The sequence below is a fragment of the Cellulomonas pasadenensis genome (assembly GCF_047229365.1).
Taxonomy (GTDB): domain Bacteria; phylum Actinomycetota; class Actinomycetes; order Actinomycetales; family Cellulomonadaceae; genus Cellulomonas.
On sequence record NZ_JBFTEP010000251.1, the window covers coordinates 1 to 2,020 of the forward strand.

2 protein-coding genes are annotated in these 2,020 nt (G+C 77.1%); both read left to right on the forward strand.

The window, feature by feature from the left end:
- Window positions 1–200: 200 nt before the first annotated feature.
- Complete coding sequence (locus tag AB6N23_RS18200; RefSeq protein WP_412867365.1) at window positions 201–1,031, forward strand: MinD/ParA family ATP-binding protein; 831 nt, start codon at window positions 201–203, stop codon at window positions 1,029–1,031.
- A 132-nt stretch (window positions 1,032–1,163) separates the two neighbouring features.
- Window positions 1,164–1,769, forward strand: coding sequence for an RNA polymerase sigma factor (locus tag AB6N23_RS18205; RefSeq protein ID WP_412867366.1), 606 nt, complete (start codon window positions 1,164–1,166; stop codon window positions 1,767–1,769).
- Window positions 1,770–2,020: the final 251 nt, after the last annotated feature.

A 2,020-nucleotide genomic window follows, 5' to 3' on the forward strand; every position in this document is an offset into this window, starting at 1 on the left:
CGCCAACCGCCATCGGCGTATGTGTCTCGTGGGCTCGTATATGTGTATAAGAGCCCGGCCCCGCGACGGGCGCGACGCCGGCCGTCGCCGGCACGTCGCTCCCCACGCTCGACGACCTGCTCGCCGCGCGGCACCCCGCGCACGCCGGCCCCGCCGAGCAGGGCTGGCAGCGCACGGTCCGCCGCCTGACGCTCGGCGCGGTGAAGCCCGCGCCCGGGCGCGCCGAGCGGGTGCGCCGCTCGCAGGTCGAGGCGGTCCGCCGCACGTTCGACGGCCCCCGCACGGTCGTCGTCGTCAACCCCAAGGGCGGCGCGCACAAGACGACGGCGACGATGCTGCTCGCGGCGACGTTCGGGCTGCACCGCGGCGGGTACACGCTCGCGTGGGACAACAACGAGACACGCGGCACGCTCGGCTGGCGCTCGTCGCACGCCGACCACACGCGCACGGCCGTCGACCTGCTGCACGCGCTGCCGGACCTCACGGGCCGCGGCACGCTGCGCATCGGCGACCTGGACGCGTACGTGCGCACGCAGCCCAACGAGCAGTTCGACGTACTGGCGTCCGACGAGAACGCGGCGTCCGTGTCGAGCGTCGATGCGCAGTCGTTCCGCTCGCTGCACACGGTGCTGTCGCAGTTCTACCGGGTGCTCGTCGTCGACACGGGCAACAACATGCGCGCCTCGAACTGGCGTGCCGCCGTCGACACGGCCGACCAGCTCGTCGTCGTCTCGACGCTGCGCGAGGACACCGCGCAGTCGGCGGCGTGGGCGCTCGACGCGCTGCGCGCCACCGGGCACGAGGAGCTCGTCCGGCAGGCCGTGACGATCCTGTCGTTCCCCGAGCCGAAGGTCGACAAGGACCTGCGCCAGCGTCTGCGCTCGCACTTCGGCGCGCTGACGCGGGCCGTCGTCGAGGTGCCGCACGACCGGGCGCTCGTCACGGGCGGGCCGATCGACCACGCGGCGCTGCGCCCGTCGACGCGGGACGCGTGGCTGCGCGCGACCGCCGTGGTGGCCGACGGCCTCTGACGGGTCGCCCGGGACCGTGCGTCCCCGGTCGTCGGCGGGTGCAAGATCGGGGGAGGTCGCGACACCTGGGGGTGAGGGCGGTGCTCCGCGCGCCGCCCGCACGTCCGCACCGTCCGACCGCCGGGAGCCGCAGTGCCGTCGCACCCTCCGCACCTCGACGTCGTCCCGGACGGGCTCGAACCCGCGGGGGACCCCGACGGTGCCGTGCCCGCCGGGCGCCCCGGCGCCGTCCGGGACCCCGTCCCCGGACCCGCCCACGACGCCGCCTGGTACGACGCCCTCGTGCGCGCGCACGCCACCGCGGTGCACCGGTACGTCGCCCGGCGCGCGGGCGGGTCCGAGGCGGAGGACCTCACCGCCGACGTCCTGACGGTCGCGTGGCGCCGGCGCGACGACGTGCCGGACGGCGCCGAGCTGCCGTGGCTCTACCGCACCGCCGGCTACGTCGTCGCGAACCACCGCCGCAAGGGCCGGCCCGTGCCCGTGCCCGTCGCGGAGGTCCCCGACGAGCCGGACGCCGACGACCCGGCGCTCCTCGCCGTCCGCGACGACACCGTCCGCACGGTGCTGGCGAGGCTGTCCGCGCGCGACCGCGAGGTCCTGCTCCTGCACGCGTGGGAGGGGCTGACGGGCGAGGCGCTCGCGGCCGTCCTCGGGACGGCACGCGGTGGCGCCGACGCCGCCCTGTCGCGCGCCCGGTCGCGGCTGCGCGCCGCGTTCGCGGCCGTCGACGCCTGAGCCGCTGCAAGACCCGCACCCCCGACGACACAGACGGGGCAGGAGAGCGGCGACGGCGCCCGGTCCGCACGGACCGGCCGACGCCCCGCCCCGTCCCGTCCCGGCAGGAGGACCCCCATGGACGACACCCGCGACCCTCGGCGCGACGACGCCGACCCCCGGCGCGACGACGCACCCACCGCTGCCGGGGTCGTGGTCACGTCGGCTCCTCACGCTCGCGCGCCGAGGGGGCCGACGGCGCTGGCGCGACC